This window comes from Streptomyces sp. NPDC013317 (assembly GCF_055563155.1).
Genome location: NZ_JBVHDX010000010.1, coordinates 141,021 through 157,920 on the forward strand (window position 1 = coordinate 141,021; position 16,900 = coordinate 157,920).

Below are 16,900 nucleotides of genomic sequence, written 5' to 3' on the forward strand. Positions count from 1 at the left end.
CGCTCGTCGTATGACTCTCGTGGCGATTCTCACCGGGGCCGGGGTGTCCACCGACTCCGGGATTCCGGACTACCGCGGCCCGCAGGGCCTCTGGCGGCGGGACCCCGAGGCCGAGAAGCTCGTGACGTACGACTTCTACATGGCCGACCCCGAGATCCGCCGCCGTGCCTGGGAGATGCGGCGGAACAGCCCCGCGCTCAAGGCCCGGCCCAACGCGGCCCATCTGGCCGTCGCCGAGCTGGAGAAGGCACCCGGGGTCGCCGTGCGCGTGCTCACGCAGAACGTGGACGGGCTCCATCAGCTCGCCGGAATGCCGGACCGCAAGGTCGTCGAACTCCACGGCACCGCACGGTCGGTGGTGTGCACCGCGTGCCACGACCGCTCCGCCATGGGCGAGGCGCTGGCACGCGTGGAGGCCGGCGAGGAGGATCCGCCGTGCCGGGTGTGCGGCGGGATCCTGAAGTCGGCGACCGTCATGTTCGGGCAGCGGCTCGATCCCCAGGTGCTCGGCCAGGCGATGTCGATCGCCAAGGCGGCGGAGGTCTTCATCGCCGCCGGGACGAGCCTGAAGGTCCAGCCGGCCGCCTCGCTCGCCGGTGTGGCCGCCGAGAACGGGGCCCGGCTGATCATCGTGAACGCCGAGCCCACGCCGTACGACGCGCTCGCCGACGAGGTGGTGCGCGAGCCGATCGGGACCTCCCTGCCCGCGCTCCTGGAGGCGCTGCGCTGAAGCCGCCCACGCCCCTTCGCTAGAAGAGCGCGTCCGGTTCCGCGCCCGACTCGAAGGCGAGCAGCCGCCGCTTGCGGCCGAGCCCGCCGCCGTACCCGGTCAGCGAGCCGCCCGCGCCGACGACGCGGTGGCAGGGTACGACGATGCTGACGGGGTTCCTGCCGTTGGCGAGGCCGACGGCCCGGGAGGCTCCGGGGCTGCCGAGGGCCTCCGCCAACTCCCCGTACGTGCGCGTCTCGCCGTACGGGATGCGGCGGAGCCGCTCCCACACCCGGAGCTGGAACGGGGTGCCGATCAGCCTCAACGGCAGGTCGAAGTCGGTCAGTTCCCCGGCGAAGTAGGCGTCGAGCTGGCGGATCACCTCGCCGAAAGGGCGCGGGTCCGGCTCGCCGAAGGTCTCCTCGGCGGGTCGGTGGCGCTGCTCGGTCATGTGGATACGGCTCAGCTCGCCGTCGACCGCGACCAGGGTCAGCGGGTCGTACGGGCTGTCGATGACGGTGTGCCGGACGTCGGTCATGGCGGGGCGACTTCCTTATGCGGGGAGGTGGTTGATCGGATGGCTGTCGGTGGCCCAGAGGTACTGGACGGCGTACGCGCGCCAGGGCCGCCACCGCGCGGCGCGGGCGGTCAGCGCGGCGGGCGTGGAGGGCAGGCCGAGTCCCGCGGCGGCGCGGCGGACACCGAGGTCGCCGGGGAGGAAGGCGTCGGGGTCGCCGAGCGCCCGCATCGCGATGACCTCCGTCGTCCAGGGGCCGAAACCGGGCAGGGCCAGGAGCCGCGCGCGTGCCTCGCCCCAGTCGGTGGCCGGGCCGAGGCCGAGCGAGCCGTCGGCGAGGGCCTCGACGAGTCTGAGGAGGGTCGCGCGGCGGCTGCGGGGCAGCGCGAGGGACTCGGGGTCCAGGCCGGCGAGCGCCTCGGGGGCCGGGAAGAGGTGGGTGAGTCCGCCCTCGGGGTCCTCCACCGGCACGCCGTGCGCGGTGACGAGCCGGGCCGCGTGGGTACGGGCGGCGGCCGTGGAGACCTGCTGGCCCAGCACGGCCCGTACGGCGAACTCGGCCGCGTCGACGGTCCTGGGCACGCGCCGGCCGGGCGCCCGCTCCACGAGCGGCGCCAGCAGCGGGTCGGTGCGCAGCTGCCCGTCGACGGCGACCGGGTCCGCGTCGAGGTCGAGCATCCAGCGGCAGCGGCTGATGGCGAGGGTCAGGTCCCGGGGGTCGGTGAGCGAGAGCCGGCAGGCGATGTGGTCGGACCGCGGGGCGAGGGACACGATGCCGTGCCCGTGCGGGAGGGTGAGGGTGCGGCGGTAGGCGCCGTCCCGCCACTCCTCCACCCCGGGGACGGCGGTCGCGGCGAGGTGGCCGAAGAGGTTGGACGGGTTGAGGGGCGAGCGGTACGGCAGCCTGAGCGCGATCACGCCCGGGGTGCGGGGAGTCCGGGCGGCCGTCCGCGACCGCGTGACCCGGGCGCGCAGCTCCCCGGGGGCGAGCGCGAAGACCTCGCGGACGGTGTCGTTGAAGGTCCGGATCGAGGAGAAGCCGGCGGCGAAGGCGATCTCGGCCATCGGCATGGGTGTCGTCTCGATGAGCAGCCGCGCGGTCTGGGCGCGCTGGGCGCGGGCCAGGGCGAGGGGCCCGGCGCCGAGTTCGGCGAGGAGCTGGCGTTCGATCTGCCGGGTGGAGTAGCCGAGCCGGGCGGCGAGGCCCGGGACGCCCTCACGGTCCACGATCCCGTCCTGGATCAGCCGCATCGCCCGGGCGACGGCGTCGGCGCGGACGTTCCATTCGGGGGAACCGGGGCTCGTGTCCGGGCGGCAGCGCTTGCAGGCGCGGAACCCGGCGCGCTGGCAGGAGGCCGCGCTCGGGTGGAAGACCATGTTCTCGGCCTTGGGCGGTACGACCGGGCAGCTGGGACGGCAGTAGATCCGGGTGGTGAGGACCGCGGTGAAGAACACGCCGTCGAAGCGGGCGTCCTTCGAACGGACGGCCCGCACGCAGCGCTCGGTGTCGGTGTGCATGCCTCCATGGTCGGGGACCGGAGGGGCCCTGGCTGGCGAGAAAACGACATGGACCTTCCGCCGACGGGGCCCGGTCCGGGTGTCGCGACTCGCCCCGTCTCGATATCCCGCCGACACTGGAGCAGCATGGAAGGAGCGGATTCCCGACGCCGCCGGCGGGCCGAGGAACCGAGGAAGTGGACGGGTGAGTGCAGAATCCCTGACGCCAGCAGCTCCGACGACAGCCGAATCAGCGAGAGACACCCCATGACCGGACGGCTTGGCCACCGGCCCAAGGGGCTGGGGCTGCGCAGCGTCGCCGGGCAGGTGTTCGCCCTCCAGGCGATCATCGTGGTGCTGCTCGTCACCGTGGGCGCGCTGGCCCTGATCTTCCAGGCCCGCTACGACACGGAGCGTGACGCCAAGAACCGCTCCCTCGCCGCCGCGGAGTCCTTCGCGCACGCCCCGGGTCTGGTCGACTCCCTGCGCGCCGACGATCCGACCGCCCTGCTCCAGACCCGGGCCGAGAACGCACGCCGGGCCTCGGGCCTCGACTTCCTCGCCGTGATGACACCCGACGGGATCCGCTACACCGACTCCCGGCCCGAGCTGATCGGGCAGCGTTCCACGGGCGACTTCGCGCGCGCCCGGGAGGGCGAGTCGTTCACGGAGATCTTCCACGGGGAGCCCTCGGACGCCGTCCGGGCGATCGTTCCGGTCCGTACGGAGGACGGCGACATCGTCGGCCTGGTCAGCACCGGTATCGAGATCGAGAACGTCGGCAACGTGGTCGAGGACCAGCTGCCGCTGCTGCTCGGCACGGCCGCGGGCGCCCTGGCGCTCGCGGTGGGCGGCGCGGCGCTGGTGAGCCGGCGGCTGCGGCGGCAGACGCACGGCCTGGGCCCGGTCGAGATGACCCGGATCAACGAGCACCACGAGGCCGTGCTGCACGCCGTTCGCGAGGGGGTGCTCATCATCGACGCGGACCTTCGGCTGCTGCTCGCCAACGACGAGGCCCGCCGGCTGCTCGACCTGGCCCCCGACGCCGAGCAGCGGCACGTGAACGAGCTGGGTCTCGATCCCCGTACCGCCGCGCTGCTCTCCTCCGGACGGGTCGTCACCGACGAGGTGCACCTGGCCGGCGACCGGCTGCTCGCCGTCAACGTACGTCCCACGGCCCCGTATCGCGGCCGGCCCACCGGCACCGTGATGACGCTGCGCGACTCGACCGAGCTCGCCACGGTGTCGGGGCGGGCCGAGGTGGCCAGGGGACGGCTGCAGCTGCTGTACGAGGCGGGGGTGCGGATCGGCACCACCCTGGACGTGGTGCGGACGGCGGAGGAGCTGTCGGAGGTCGCCGTCCCCAAGTTCGCCGACTTCGTCACGGTGGAGCTGCTCGAACCGGTGCTCCGGGGCGAGGAGCCCTCCGGCGCGTTCACCGAGATGCGCAGGACGGCGCTGACGGGCGTCCGCGCCGAGCATCCGTTCCAGCCGGTCGGCGACCTGATCCGCTGCATCGTGCCGACGACACCGATGGCGATGGCGCTGGACAGCGGCCACGCGGTCCTGGTGGAGCGGCTGAACGACGCCGACGGCTGGCGCGCACAGGACCCTCCGGGCGCGGACGAGGCGCTCGCGTACGGGCTGCATTCGCTGGTCGCCGTGCCGGTGCTGGCCCGGGGCGTGGTGCTGGGGATGGCGAACTTCTGGCGGGCCGAGACGCAGGAGCCGTTCGGGGAGGAGGATCTGACCTTCGCCGAGGAGCTGACCGCGCGCGCCGCGGTCTCCATCGACAACGCCCGCAGGTTCACCCGTGAGCACGCGATGGCGGTGACGCTCCAGCGCAGCCTGCTGCCGCGGATCCTGCCGGACCTGTCCGCCGTGGACGTCGCGTACCGGTATCTGCCAGCCAAGGCCGGGGTGGGCGGCGACTGGTTCGACGTGATCCCCCTGCCGGGCGCGCGGGTGGCGCTGGTCGTCGGCGACGTCGTCGGGCACGGGCTGCACGCGGCGGCGACGATGGGGCGGCTGCGTACGGCGGTGCACAACTTCTCCACCCTGGATCTGCCGCCGGACGAGCTGCTGGGCCACCTGGACGAGCTGATCGACCGCATCGACCGCATCGACCGCGGATCGGACGGCGAGCCGGCGGGCGGATCGGGAGGCGGCTCCGGGGCGCCGGGCGGCGCGGACCCCGGCCGTACGGCGGACGGCTCCTCGGCCGCGGACGGCTCGGCCGAGGGCGAGGAGGGGAGCGAGCGGATCACCGGCGCCACCTGCCTGTACGTGATCTACGACCCCGCCGACGGCCGCTGCCTCATGGCCGGGGCCGGCCATCCGGGGCCCGCGCTCGTCCATCCGGACGGCCGGGTGGAGTTTCCCGAGCTGCCCGCCGGGCTGCCGCTGGGCGTGGGAGGGATGCCGTTCGAGACGACGGAGCTGTACCTGCCCGAGGGGAGCCGGCTGGTCCTGTTCACGGACGGCCTGCTCGTGGACCGCGACCGGGACTTCGACACCGGTCTCGGGCTGCTGGCCGAGGCGCTGGCCACCACGGGCCGCAGCCCCCAGCAGGCCTGCGGGGACGTGCTGACGGCCCTGCTGGGGCCCGCGCCGGACGACGACATCGCCCTGCTGGTCGCCGACACCCGTCGGCTGGAGGCCGCGCGGATCGCGGAGTGGGACGTGCCGCCCGATCCGGCGGACGTCTCCCGGATCCGCAACGCGGGCGCGGCGCAGCTGGCCTCGTGGGGTCTGGACGGCATCGCGTTCACGGCCGAGCTCATCCTGAGCGAGCTGATCACCAATGCGATCCGGTACGGCGCCGAGCCCATCCGGGTCCGGCTGCTGCGGGACCGCAGGCTGATCTGCGAGATCTCCGACGGCAGCAGTACGGCTCCGCACCTGCGGTACGCGGCGACCACCGACGAGGGCGGCCGCGGTCTGTTCCTGGTGGCCCAGTTCGCCGAGCGCTGGGGCACGCGGTACACCCAGCGGGGGAAGGTGATCTGGGCCGAGCTGCCCCTGACCACCGAGGACGCGGAACTGCCGGCCCTGGCGCCGGATCTGGACGCGCTGGAGGACCTCGCCTGGTGAGCCGACGGCGCCGGTCGCGCCGGGCCGGTCGGCCCCGCGCGGGTCAGCCCAGCGCGGTGCGGGCGAGCAGGACGGCGACGTCGTCCCCCGGGGCACAGGGCAGCAGCTGTTCGAGGATGTCGTCGCAGAGCCGGCTGAGCGGCCGTTCGAGGTGGAGGAGTACCTCGGCGAGCTGGTCCATGCCCTGGTCGAGGTCGCGGTCCCTGGCCTCGATGAGGCCGTCGGTGTACAGCACCAGCAGGCTGCCGGGCGGGAGCAGGAGCTCCTCGGTCCCGAACTCCTGCCCGCCGGTGCCGAGCGGGGTGCCGGGCGGCCCCTCCAGGAAGGTGATCGCCCCGTCGGCCGTGGCGACGGCCGGTGGCGGGTGACCGGCCCGGGCGATGACGACGCGGCCGGTCTCCGGATCGTGGACGGCGTACACGCAGGTCGCCATCTCGTCCTCCCCCACGTCGGCGACGACCGCGTCGAGCGAGCTGAGGAGTTCGGCGGGCGGCACGCCGTGCCGGGCGAGGGTCCGTACCGCCGTACGGAGCTGGCCCATGACGGCCGCCGCGTGGATGCCGTGGCCCATGACGTCGCCGATGACGAGCGCCGTGCGCCCCTCGGGCAGCGGGATGACGTCGTACCAGTCGCCGCCGACGTCGTGGTCGCTCGCCGGGAGGTAGCGGCCGGCGAGTTCCAGGCCGTCGACCGTGGGCAGGGCGTCGTTGGTGAGACTGCGCTGGAGGGTGAGGGCGGCCTCGCGCTGGGTGGTGTACATGCGGGCGTTGTCGATGTTCAGGGCCGCGCGGGCGACGAGTTCGTCGATGAGGACGAAGTCCTGCTCGTCGAAGGGTTCGCGCTCGTTGAGCCGGGTGACCGTGACGGCGCCGAGCACCGTGCCGCGGGCGACGAGGGGCACGAGGCGCGCCGATCCGATGTGGGACTCGAAGTAGTCGCGCAGGGGTGCGGTGCGGGGGTCGGGGAAGAGCGCGGGCAGGTCGGAGTGGTAGAGGTTCAGGGGCAGGGCGGCGTTGATGACCCGCTCGTACACGGTGTCGAGCGGGATCTGGAAGGTCTGTCCCGGGGTGAGCAGCGCCGTGGGGGCGGTGGGGTCGGGGAAGACGGCCGCGAGGCGGCGCAGCAGGCCCTGCGTGGCTGCCGCGTCGTCGGGTTCGAGCACGGCTTCGAGCAGCTGGACGTCGGCCGAGTCGGCGAGCTGCGGCACGAGGACCTGGACGATCTCCTCGGCTGTCTGGAGCAGGTCGAGGGTGGTGCCGATCCGGGTGCCCGCCTCGGCGAGGAGGGCGAAGCGGCGCTTCGCCCGCTCGGCCTCGACGAGGGCGCGCTGGCCCTCGGTGATGTCGATGAGGGAGGCGATCAGCCCGAGCCGCCGGCCGGACCCGTCGAGGAGCGGGGCGTACGAGCAGGACCAGGTCCGGTCGTGGTCGGGGTCGGCCGGGGTCCGGCCGGTGCGGCGCACGTCGACGGAGGCCCGGCCGCTCTCCAGGACCTCGCGCATGGTGGCTTCGAGGGCGACGGCGTTGACGCCGGGCACGACCTCGGTGAGCCGCCTGCCGACGTGTTCGACGGCGGAGACCCCGTTCATCCGTGCCAGGGCGTCGTTGACGCGGATGAAGCGCAGGTCGGTGCCGAGGGTCCCGAGGCCGATCGGGGACTGGGTGAAGAGGCTCTGGAGCGCGGCGAGCGAGTCCCGCATCCGCAGGACCTCGGAGGTCTCGACCGCGATGAGCATGGCGCCCGGCCGCCCCCGGGGGTCGACGTCGGGGACGATCCACATCTCCATGGTCACTTCGTGACCGTCGCGGTGCCGAACGGGAAGGGTGCCGACCACGGTCTCGCCGGACTGGACCCGCCGTGTCAGCTGTCCGGCGAGCTCCCGATTGGCGTCCGGCACCAGGATGGGCGTCGCGACCCGCCCGAGCACGTCGTCGGGACGGTATCCGAGCAGGTCCTGGGCGGCGAGCGACCACTCGACGACCCGCCCGTCGGCGTCCTCCCGCCACAGGGCGATCGGCAGGAGTTCACGCAGGACACCGGCGTAACCGATGGCCGCCGGTGGTCGCTCCGGCGTCTCGCTCGGCGACTGCGTAGTGTCCAACGATCCGACCTGTCCCCGGGGGGTGCGTTCCTACCCGATCACCCTAGCCGAGCCCTCGACGCGGGGCCCGGCGGTACGGCTCCGGACGGTGGTGGACCCGCTTTCGGCCAGGGGGTTCCTCCCTGGGCGACCCGCCGGTAACTTGGCGCCGCCCACTCCCCCACGGCATGGCAGGTACCCGATGCAGCGCTTGTTACGTACGATCCGAGGCGCCCTTCTGGCGGGCGCCCTCCTCGTCCCTGTCCTGCCGGGTTCCGCCGCGGCGCGGCCCGCCCCGCCCGCCGACGCACAGGCCACCGCCACCGCCACCGACTGGACACCGCCGTTGTCCACCCGCGGACGGCACATCGTCGACGCGGACGGCGACCGCTTCCGGCTGCGCTCCGCCAACTGGGACGGCGCCCAGGGCTCCTGGAACGGCTCGGGAGACATCGCCGACCCGGCCAACCACCACGCCGGACAGAACGCCCACGGCATCCCGGTCGGCCTGGACCGCGCCCCGCTGCCGACGCTCCTCGCCGACTTCCGTGCCCTGGGTCTGAACAGCATCCGGCTGCCCTTCTCCAACGAGATGCTGCGGGCGACGGCCCCCGTGCCGGACGCAGCCGTCGCGGCCAATCCGGCCCTGCGGGGCCTGACACCGCTCCGGGTCTTCGACGCCGTCGTCGCCGCACTCACCGCCGACGGCTTCGCGGTGATCCTCAACAACCACACCGTGACGACCCGATGGTGCTGCGGCGTGGACGGCAACGAGCGCTGGAACAGCAGCGGGCAGTCCACCGCCCGGTGGGCCGACGACTGGGTCTTCATGGCGAAGCGCTACCGCGCCGATCCGCGCGTGGTCGGCGCCGACCTCTACAACGAGGTCCGCCGTGACGTCTGGGACGACCCCAACTGGGGACTGGGCGACAACCACGACTGGCACGCCGCCGCTCAGGAGACCGGCGACCGGATCCTGACCGAGGCCAACCCGGACCTGCTGATCGTCGTCGAGGGCATCAACTGGCAGGGCATTCCGGTGGACGGCCTCCCACACGGCCGCCCCACCCTCACCCCGGTCCGTACCCTCTCGCACACCCTGGTGGTGTCGGGCAAGCTCGTCTACTCGGCCCACTTCTACGGCTACACGGGCCCGAACCACAGCGGCGCCACGGGCATCGGCGAGACCAGCGACCCGCGCTACCAGGACCTCACCCGCGAGCAGCTCCGCCGGACCGTCCACGACCAGGCGCTCTACGTCTCCGCCGAGACCGGCCGGCACTTCACCGCCCCGGTCTGGGTCAGCGAGTTCGGCATCGGGGCCGACGAGGCGAACAGCCGCCCGCGCGACTGGTTCCGCAACCTGACCGAGCTCTTCGCCGACGCCGACGTGGACTACGCCTACTGGCCGCTGGTCGGCTGGAGCGGTGGCGGCGGCGGGGACAGCTGGGCGCTGCTGCGGTACGACTCCGAGGGCCGGCGGACCGGCGTCCTCGACGGGGGCGACTGGCGCACCCCGCTGTGGACCGGGCTGACGGACGCGCCCGGCCGCACCGGAGCCGTCCCCGTCACGCCCTCCTGGTACCAGCTGACGACCGACCACCGCGACCACAACGCCTCGCTGCGCGTCAGGGCGGGCGGGGACTGGGACAGCGGCGCCCGCAAGGCGGTCTGCCCCGACGGTTCCCGGCTGGCCGGGCTGAGCCACACCGGAGGCCGCGGGCTCTGCGCGAGTTCGGGCCTGCGGGCGGGCACCGGCGGGCACACGGTCGTCCGGGACGAGTCGTACGTCCCCGCGGGCGGCGACTGGGCAGGCGGCTACACCAAGTTCCAGTGCCCGGCGGGCGGGTTCGTGATCGGTTACAGCGTGCGCGGGGAGCGGGTCTCGGCCGCCCTGTGCGCCCCGGCCCGTACGGCGCTCCCGGCGGGCGCCGGCCGGACGGTGTGGTTCGACCGGGGTGACAACCGCCCGGCGGGGGCGCCGGGCGGGGAGTACGCGAGCGGCCACTACAAGGGCCAGTGCCTGCCCACCGAGTACGCGGCCGGCATCGCCTTCACCACCCGGTTCGGCTCCCGACCCTCCCCGGCCGCCCTGCTGTGCCGCCCGGCGCCCGCGGAGGCGTAGGGCCTGATCCGAAGGACAGGCCTCAGGGCTCAGAGCGCGGGAACTGCGAGGGGTGTCTCCAGAGCGGCGGCGATGCCCTGCGCCAGGAACGGGATGCGGTGCGCGCAGACGCCCGCGATGTTGATGCGGCCCGCGTTCGTGCCGTAGATGGCGGACTGCCGGCGCATCCGGCGCATCTGCTCCGGTGTCAGCGGCAGCATGGAGAACATGCCCTTCTGGCGCCGGAGCGAGGCCGCCGCGTCCGGGCACCCCAGGGCGTCCAGGTGCGCCACGAGGTCCGCCCGGTTGGCCGTGATCCGTCCGCGCATGGCGTCGAGCTCCTCGCGCCAGACGGCCCGCAGCCCCGGGTCGTCCAGGACGGTGGCGACGACGGCGGCGCCGTGGTCGGGCGGCATGGAGTACATGACGCGCGCGGCGTTCTGCAGGGCCGTCTCGACGTGCCGGAGCGTCTGCCGCGAGGGGCCGAGCACGATGGCGCAGCCGGTGCGGTCGCTGTAGAGACCGAAGTTCTTGGAACAGCTGACGGCGATCAGCACCTCGGGCAGCCGGTCGGCCAGCATGCGGGTGGCCCACAGGTCGGCGTCGAGGCCGTCGCCGAGCCCGTGGTAGGCGAGGTCGACGAAGGGGACCCAGCCGTGTGCCGCGGCGAGTCCGGCCAGCGCCTCCCACGTCCCGGCGTCGGGGTCGATCCCCGTGGGGTTGTGGCAGCAGCCCTGGAGCAGGACGACGTCGCCCCGCCGGGCGCCGCGCAGGTCGTCGAGCATGCCGTCGCCGCAGCCGTACGTCCGGACGGAGAGCCCCGCGCCCTCCAGGATGGGGCGGTGGTTGACGTACGCGGGGTCGCTGATCCACACCGTGGTGCCGGGCCGGGTCTGGCGTACGAGGTCGGCGAGGAGCCGCAGCGCACCGGTGCCCGCGACGGTCTGGACGGCCGTGGCGCGCGCGGTCCTGGCCTCGGTGCCGAGGACCATGGAGAGCATGGCCCGGTTGAAGGCGGTGTGGCCGGAGAGTCCGCGGTACTCCTTGGATTCGGAGCGGTCCGCGAGGCGTATCTCGGCCTCCTTGACCGCCGCCATGACCGGGGTGACGCCGTTGTGGTTGCGGTAGACGCCGAGGACGAGGTCGAGGCGCTCGGGACGGGGGTCGGCGGCGTACTCGGCCGACAGGTCCCAGAGCGGGTCGACGGGCGGGGCGGCGAGAAGCTCAAGCATCGGCGGGGACCTCGGTTCGGGTGCGGGGGCGGCGGTTGGCGAGTGCGACGCCGAGGGTGATGAGGGGGACGCCGATCAGGACGGGCAGGGTCGGCGACTCGTCGAGGAGGGGGACGGCGAGCAGGACGACGGCGACCGGGCTGAGGCTGCCGACGACCGAGCTGCGCTCCGGGCCGAGGCGGCGGATGGCGAACGCGTAGAGCAGTCCGGCGCAGAGGCCGACGCCGAGGCCCTGGACGACGAGGAACAGCGCGATGTCGGAACCGGCCGCGTGGGCGATGCCGGTGGGCAGGACGCCGGTCAGGACCAGGAGTGCGATCACGGCGAAGGAGGGCAGGCAGAGGAGTCCGATGGAGCCGACGGGGTCGAGGTCCACCTCGCGCAGGCCCACGGTGTACAGCGCCCACAGCCCGCTGGCCACGAGGAGCGTTCCCGCGCCGATCAGGACGTCCGCGTCCAGGGCGGCCGTGTAGCGCCAGACCAGGGCCGCGACTCCGGCCACGATCAGGGCGAGGCCCGCCGACTGCGTACCGCGGGGGGCGCTCCGGCCGCCGGCGACCATGAGGGCGGAGACGAAGAGGGGGACCATGCCGGGGACGATCGCCCCGACGAACGCGGCCGACGTCAGCGAACCGCCGTACATGGCGGCGAGGAAGAACGGCACACCCGCACCGCAGACGATCTTGAGGGCGGGACCGGGACGGACCGCGGCCAGCCGGCGCCTGCGCCGCCACAGGGCGGGCGCGAGGACGACGAGGGGCACACCGAAACGCAGCAGCGCGGCATCGGCGGGCAGCAGCGTGGAGGTGCTCAGGGCACGGGCGCTCAGGGCGAACGCGGCCCAGATCGCCACGGTGAGGAGCAGGGCCACCAGGCCCACGGTCTGCGGCGAGAGCGCCCTGCCGGTCGGACCGGCACGGCGTGCCGGCTCCACGGGCGGTGCCCCCGCCGTACGTATCCCGCCCACCGAAGGGTCCTCCCGCTCGTCACCACTGATCCCCGCAACGGTAGAGCTTTCGGCGGGGCAGCCGATTGCCAGTTATGCCCTCCAGCCCTAGCGTGGGAGCAGAATCTGCCAAGGATCGGCGGAGCGGTGCGGGAAACGACGAGGGAGCGACGTTGGACGCGGTGGACTTGCAGATCATCCACGAGTTGCAGCAGGACGGCCGGCTGTCCAACCAGGACCTCGCCGACCGGATCAGGCTCTCCCCCTCGCCCTGTCTGCGCCGGGTCCGCCGGCTGGAGGAGGCGGGGCTGATCCGCGGCTACACGGCCATGGTGGACCAGGTCGCCTTCGGGCTGCCGATCACCGTCTTCGTACGGATCCGGCTGGAACGCCACACCGCCGAGGCCGTCAACGTATTCGAGCGGCACGTCGGGGAGATCGAGCACATCCAGGACTGCTATCTGATGGCGGGCAGCAGCGACTACCTGCTCAGGGTCGTGATCGAGAGCCTGGAGGCGTACGAGGCGCTGGTGCGCAACCGGATCCACGCCATCCCGGGCATCGCGTCGATCGAGTCCAGCTTCGCCTTCGGCAGCGTGAAGCAGTCCCGGATCTACCCACGTCCCGGGGCGCCGGTGAAGTGAGACCCGGGCGATCCCCTCGCGTGTCCCGCGTCAGCCGGTGGCGGCCTCGAAGGCCGCGTAGGCCGCCGCGTCGAACAGGACGAAGCGCACCTCGGCCACCGACGTCACGGCGGCCCGTACGGTCTCGACGGCGATGCGGGCGCCGTCGTCCATGGGCCAGCCGTAGATCCCGGTGGATATGGCGGGGAACGCGACGGTACGGGCTCCCAGCTCGTCGGCCACCCGGAGCGACTCTCGGTAGCAGGAGGCCAGCTGCCCGGAGCGGTCCTCCTCCCGGGACCAGACCGGGCCCACGGTGTGGATGACCCATCGGGCGTCGAGCCGGCCGGCCGTCGTGGCGACCGCCCGGCCGGTGGGGAGCCCGCGGCCGTAGTGGCCCGCGCGGAGCTTGCGGCACTCCTCGAGGACGGCGGGGCCGCCCCGGCGGTGGATGGCGCCGTCGACGCCGCCTCCGCCGAGGAGCGAGGAGTTCGCCGCGTTCACGATCGCGTCGACCTGCTGCTCGGTGATGTCGCCGCGGACGAGGACGAGGGCCGGTTCCGTACTCATACGGTCATCTCTCATACGATCATCATCGCCCCGCCCGGCGCAGGCTGCGCCAGACCGCCTTGGCCGCGTTGTGGCCGGACATGCCGTGCACGCCGGGGCCCGGCGGGGTGGCGGAGGAGCAGAGGAACACGGCGGGGTGCGGGGTCGCGTACGGGAAGAGGGACAGCTTGGGACGCAGCAGCAGCTGAAGCCCCCGGGCGGCACCGCAGGCGATGTCGCCGCCCACGTAGTTGGCGTTGCGGGAGGCCAGTTCGGCCGGCCCGGCCGTCGCGCGTGCGAGCACCCGGTCGCGGAAGCCCGGGGCGAAGCGCTCGATCTGACGCTCGATCGCCTCGGTGAGGTCGCCCTCCCAGCCGTTCGGCACATGGCCGTACGCCCAGAAGACGTGCTTGCCCTCGGGCGCGCGGCTCGGGTCGACGAGGCTGGGCTGCGCGGTGATGAGGAACGGCCTTCCGGGGGCCGTACCGGAGGAGGCCTGGTCCAGGGCGGTGCCGATCTCCCGCATCCCGGCCCCGATCTGGACGGTACCGGCCTCGCGTGCCGCCTCCGCCGTCCAGGGCACGGGGCCGTCGAGCGCGTAGTCGACCTTGAACGCGGCCGCGCCGTAACGGTAGTGGTCGTACGCGCCGCCGAACCCGGCGATCCTGGCGAGGGCGGTCGGCGAGGTGTCGAAGACGTAGGCGCGGGCCGGCGGGAGGTCGTCGAGGCGCTTGACCTCGTAGTCCGTGTGGACCGCGCCCCCGAGCGCCTTCAGGTACGCGGTGAGGGCGTCCGAGATCGCCTGGGAGCCGCCGCGGGGCATCGGCCAGCCGCCCTCGTGCGCGGCCAGCGCGAAGACGAGACCGACCGCCGAGGTGGCGAACCCGCCCAGCGGGGCGATGACATGGCCGACGAGTCCGGCGAAGAGCGCACGCGCCTTGTCGTCCTGGAAGCGGCGCATGAGCCAGGTCGACGGCCGGAGTCCGTCGATGCCGAAGCGGGCGAGCGTGACGGGGTCCCGGGGCAGCGCGGTGAGCGGCAGGGACATGAAGTCCCGTGCCAGGGTGTCCCACTTGCCGAGGTACGGGGCGACGAGGCGGCGGTACGCCCCGGCGTCGCGCGGTCCGAGGGACGCGGCGGTCTCGGCGACCGACCGGGAGAGCACGGCGGCCGTGCCGTCGTCCCAGGGGTGTGCCATGGGGAGGCGCGGGTGCAGCCACTCGAGGCCGTACCGGTCGAGCGGCATCGTCTTGAAGACGGGCGAGCCGACCCCGAGCGGATGCACGGCGGAACAGGGGTCGTGGCGGAAGCCGGGGAGGGTCAGCTCCTCCGTCCTGGCGCCGCCGCCCACGGTGGACTTGGCCTCGAACACGGCGACGGAGAGACCCCGGCGGGCCAGCTCCACAGCGGCGGTCAGTCCGTTGGGGCCCGCCCCCACGACGACGGCGTCGAGCATCGATGGCACCTTCGGACTCCTTCGTCAGCCGATGGCCAAGGCTCCCAGGATATTTCCTGGGCCCCCGCGGCCCTCATCGCCCCCGCAGCAGTGTCCGGATCCGGTCGGCGGTGGCCCGGTCGCGGGCCGCGGTGAACGGCAGCGCGTTGCCACCGGTGACACGGAACGGCTCGCCCGCGACCGTCGTGTGCGCACCGCCCGCCTCGGTCACCAGGAGCAGCCCGGCCGCGTGGTCCCATGAGTACTCCCACGAGAAGGCGATGCCGTCGAGGAGGCCCCTGGCCACGTCCAGATACTCCAGTCCGGCCGAGCCGCAGGGGCGTGGGCGCACACCTTCGGTGTCGAGACCGAGCAGGGCGCGCTTCTGGTCCGCGGTCGTGTAGTCGGGGTGGGAGGTGGCGACGTCCAGGACGGCGCCGGGCGCCGGCGAGCCGGAGCGTATCGGCTGCCCGTTGAGCGTGGCGCCGCGGCCGCGCACCGCGATCGCCATCTGGTCGAGGGCCGGTGCGAACGTCCAGGAGGCGAGCAGCTCCCCCTGGCGGGCGAGCGCGACGAGGGTGCAGAACCCGGGCTCGCCGCGCACGAACTGGCGGGTGCCGTCGACGGGGTCGACGATCCACACCGGGGCGTCGCCCTGAAGGGCGTCGTATATCGCCGGGTCGGCGTGGACGGCCTCCTCTCCGACGACGACGGAACCGGGCAACAGCTGCGTCAGGGACGCGGTCAGGTGCTCCTCCGCGGCCCGGTCGGCGATCGTCACCAGGTCGTGCGGCCCGTTCTTCTCGACGATCTCGTGCGCGGCGAGCTGACGGAAGCGGGGCGTGATCTCGGCTGCGGCCGCCTTGCGGACAGCCTCCTCCACCTCGGTCGTACCGCCGGAGAGGACGTGGTCAAGGAAGTCTTCGATCATGCGTCCAGCTAAGCACGACGCTCTGACATTCCGGGAGACCGTCCCTTAACCCTCCGTTTCCCCACGGAGTACGCTTTGGACCGGTTCACCCCTTACGGGGACATCGGGGCGAGGGAGGGTCCGTGCACGGCGAGTACAAGGTTCCGGGCGGAAAGCTGGTGGTCGTCGACCTGGAGTCGCGTGACGGTGTCCTGACGGACGTCCGGGTCGCGGGCGACTTCTTCCTGGAGCCGGACGAGGCCATCCTCGCCATCGACCGCGCGCTCGAAGGCGCCCCCGTCGACATCGACGCGTCCGGCCTCGCGGCCCGGATCGACGCGGCGCTCCCCCCGGGCACCGAGATGTACGGGCTCACCACGGAGGGAATCGGGGTGGCCGTGCGCCGGGCACTCGCGCACGCCACCGACTGGACCGACTACGACTGGCAGCTGATCCACGAGCCGCCGCAGCCCCCCGCGCTGCACATGGCCCTGGACGAGGTGCTCACCGCCGAGGTCGCGGCCGGCCGGCGCCCGCCGACCCTGCGGGTCTGGGAGTGGGGCGCGCCGGCCGTGGTGATCGGCAGCTTCCAGTCGCTGCGCAACGAGGTCGACCCGGCGGCGGCCGAGCGGCACGGCATCGAGGTGGTGCGCCGGATCAGCGGCGGCGGGGCCATGTTCATCGAGCCCGGCAATACCATCACGTACTCGCTCTCCGTCCCCGACGCGCTGATCCAGGGGCTCTCCTTCGCGGACAGCTACGCCTATCTGGACGACTGGGTCCTGGGCGCGCTCGGCGACATGGGCGTCAAGGCCTGGTACCAGCCCCTGAACGACATCGCGACGGACGCGGGCAAGATCGCGGGCGCGGCGCAGAAGCGGATGGTGGCGGGCGAGGGCGCGGTCCTGCACCACGTGACGATGGCGTACGACATCGACGCCGACAAGATGTCGGACGTGCTGCGGATCGGCCGCGAGAAGCTCTCCGACAAGGGCACCAGGAGCGCGAAGAAGCGGGTGGACCCGCTCCGCCGCCAGACGGGCCTGCCGCGCGAGGCGGTCATCGAGCGGATGATCGACTCCTTCCGGAACCGGTACGGCCTGACGGAAGGCGTGGTGACGGCCGAGGAGACGGCGCTGGCGAAGGAGTTGGCCGCGTCGAAGTTCGCGACGGAGGAGTGGACGGCCCGGGTCCCGTAGTCCCGC

13 protein-coding genes are annotated in these 16,900 nt (G+C 73.4%); 5 read left to right on the forward strand and 8 right to left on the reverse strand.

Annotated features, from left to right (window positions below):
* The first annotated feature begins 10 nt into the window (after positions 1 to 10).
* Positions 11 to 730: an SIR2 family NAD-dependent protein deacylase gene (locus ACZ3IJ_RS25150; protein WP_467471673.1), complete on the forward strand. Its 720-nt coding sequence runs from the start codon at positions 11 to 13 to the stop codon at positions 728 to 730.
* Between the two features lie 19 nt (positions 731 to 749).
* Here the strand turns inward: ACZ3IJ_RS25150 and ACZ3IJ_RS25155 are convergent, their stop codons facing one another.
* Entirely contained in the window at positions 750 to 1,247 is a 498-nt protein-coding gene (locus tag ACZ3IJ_RS25155; RefSeq protein WP_467471675.1) for a methylated-DNA--[protein]-cysteine S-methyltransferase, read from the reverse strand.
* 15 nt (positions 1,248 to 1,262) lie between these two features.
* Positions 1,263 to 2,744 (reverse strand): AlkA N-terminal domain-containing protein, encoded by a 1,482-nt coding sequence (locus tag ACZ3IJ_RS25160; protein WP_467471676.1) that lies wholly within the window; start codon positions 2,742 to 2,744, stop codon positions 1,263 to 1,265.
* A 246-nt stretch (positions 2,745 to 2,990) separates the two neighbouring features.
* On the opposite strand from ACZ3IJ_RS25160, the gene ACZ3IJ_RS25165 reads away from it, so the two are divergent.
* On the forward strand, positions 2,991 to 5,816 hold the full coding sequence (locus ACZ3IJ_RS25165) for a SpoIIE family protein phosphatase (RefSeq protein ID WP_467471677.1): 2,826 nt from the start codon (positions 2,991 to 2,993) through the stop codon (positions 5,814 to 5,816).
* Positions 5,817 to 5,859: 43 nt separating this feature from the next.
* Here ACZ3IJ_RS25165 and ACZ3IJ_RS25170 read toward each other — a convergent pair whose 3' ends face one another.
* A complete protein-coding gene (locus ACZ3IJ_RS25170) occupies positions 5,860 to 7,917 on the reverse strand; it encodes a SpoIIE family protein phosphatase (protein ID WP_467471679.1) in 2,058 nt (685 codons plus the stop codon).
* 181 nt (positions 7,918 to 8,098) lie between these two features.
* Here ACZ3IJ_RS25170 and ACZ3IJ_RS25175 point away from each other — a divergent pair, with 181 nt between their 5' ends.
* Positions 8,099 to 10,021, forward strand: a complete 1,923-nt coding sequence (locus ACZ3IJ_RS25175) for a glycoside hydrolase family 5 protein (RefSeq protein WP_467471680.1) — start codon at positions 8,099 to 8,101, stop codon at positions 10,019 to 10,021.
* Between the two features lie 29 nt (positions 10,022 to 10,050).
* Here ACZ3IJ_RS25175 and ACZ3IJ_RS25180 read toward each other — a convergent pair whose 3' ends face one another.
* Together ACZ3IJ_RS25180 and ACZ3IJ_RS25185 are read right to left on the reverse strand one after the other, a co-directional pair.
* Positions 10,051 to 11,232 carry an amino acid aminotransferase gene (locus ACZ3IJ_RS25180; protein WP_467471682.1) on the reverse strand — a complete coding sequence of 394 codons (1,182 nt, stop codon included), beginning with the start codon at positions 11,230 to 11,232 and terminating at the stop codon, positions 10,051 to 10,053.
* Positions 11,225 to 12,199, reverse strand: coding sequence for a DMT family transporter (locus ACZ3IJ_RS25185; RefSeq protein ID WP_467471683.1), 975 nt, complete (start codon positions 12,197 to 12,199; stop codon positions 11,225 to 11,227). The genes ACZ3IJ_RS25180 and ACZ3IJ_RS25185 overlap by 8 nt, the downstream gene beginning before the upstream one ends.
* Positions 12,200 to 12,360: 161 nt before the next feature.
* Between ACZ3IJ_RS25185 and ACZ3IJ_RS25190 the strand changes: the two genes are divergently transcribed.
* A complete protein-coding gene (locus ACZ3IJ_RS25190) occupies positions 12,361 to 12,822 on the forward strand; it encodes an Lrp/AsnC family transcriptional regulator (protein WP_391796871.1) in 462 nt (153 codons plus the stop codon).
* Between the two features lie 30 nt (positions 12,823 to 12,852).
* Here ACZ3IJ_RS25190 and ACZ3IJ_RS25195 read toward each other — a convergent pair whose 3' ends face one another.
* The 3 genes from ACZ3IJ_RS25195 to ACZ3IJ_RS25205 all read right to left on the reverse strand — a co-directional run bounded on the left by ACZ3IJ_RS25195 (position 12,853) and on the right by ACZ3IJ_RS25205 (position 15,716).
* Positions 12,853 to 13,371, reverse strand: coding sequence for an O-acetyl-ADP-ribose deacetylase (locus ACZ3IJ_RS25195; protein WP_467471685.1), 519 nt, complete (start codon positions 13,369 to 13,371; stop codon positions 12,853 to 12,855).
* 22 nt (positions 13,372 to 13,393) lie between these two features.
* Positions 13,394 to 14,815: a phytoene desaturase family protein gene (locus ACZ3IJ_RS25200; protein WP_467471687.1), complete on the reverse strand. Its 1,422-nt coding sequence runs from the start codon at positions 14,813 to 14,815 to the stop codon at positions 13,394 to 13,396.
* A gap of 64 nt (positions 14,816 to 14,879) precedes the next feature.
* On the reverse strand, positions 14,880 to 15,716 hold the full coding sequence (locus ACZ3IJ_RS25205; protein WP_467471689.1) for an inositol monophosphatase family protein: 837 nt from the start codon (positions 15,714 to 15,716) through the stop codon (positions 14,880 to 14,882).
* A 122-nt stretch (positions 15,717 to 15,838) separates the two neighbouring features.
* Here ACZ3IJ_RS25205 and ACZ3IJ_RS25210 point away from each other — a divergent pair, with 122 nt between their 5' ends.
* Positions 15,839 to 16,894 carry a lipoate--protein ligase family protein gene (locus ACZ3IJ_RS25210; RefSeq protein WP_467471690.1) on the forward strand — a complete coding sequence of 352 codons (1,056 nt, stop codon included), beginning with the start codon at positions 15,839 to 15,841 and terminating at the stop codon, positions 16,892 to 16,894.
* Positions 16,895 to 16,900 lie beyond the last annotated feature (6 nt).